The organism is Klebsiella sp. A-Nf5 (genome assembly GCF_002810545.1).
In the GTDB taxonomy this organism is placed as follows: Bacteria; Pseudomonadota; Gammaproteobacteria; order Enterobacterales; family Enterobacteriaceae; genus Klebsiella; species Klebsiella variicola.
In genome coordinates this window covers 1-605 of the sequence record NZ_PIOG01000108.1, presented here as the reverse complement: position 1 = coordinate 605, position 605 = coordinate 1, and the positions used below count along the sequence as shown (strand labels likewise).

Annotated in this window: 1 protein-coding gene; it reads right to left on the bottom strand. The window is 53.9% G+C overall.

Translation table 11 applies throughout. The features are described 5' to 3' along the window. Nucleotides 1–161 precede the first annotated feature (161 nt). The coding region (locus CWM53_RS10950; protein ID WP_227521706.1) for an alpha/beta fold hydrolase at nucleotides 162–605 on the bottom strand (444 nt) is incomplete at its 5' end.

Below are 605 nucleotides of genomic sequence, written 5' to 3'. Positions count from 1 at the left end.
AGGCAACCCCGCAGAGAGTATTGATAAGGCGTAGGTCAATCGCCGCCAGGCCTGGAATAATGGTGAACTCAGCCATCAGACGGTGGGGCAGGCAATTCGATGCTTAAAAAGCACCGTTTACCGAGGCCAATTTTGTGGGCTGCCTCGGTGAACGGTAGAAATTATGTTGAGGAGATCGCGCTGCTTAAAAAATCGCTCACCGTCTTCATGCATAGATCGCGCTCTTCCACGTGCGGCATATGGCTTGAGGCGTCAAAAATGACCCACCTCGCGCCAACGATATGGTCCATAAAGGGCTGTACCACTTCCGGTGTGGCTTCATCGTAGCGCCCGGAAATCAGCAGCACCGGAATCTGAATTTGCGCGAGGCGGTCGATAATCGTCCATTCTTTCATACTGCCGATGACGTGGAATTCGGTGGGGCCATTCATCGCGTGATAGACCGTTGGATCGGCATCCATAGCATCAAAGGTGCGCCGTACTTCCGGCGGCCAGGGATCAAGCCGACAGACGTGGCGTTGATAAAATATTGCGCTTGCCGCCTTATATTCTGCGCTATCCAGTGTACCCGCCGCCTCATGTTCCAGCAGCGTCTTCTGGACATC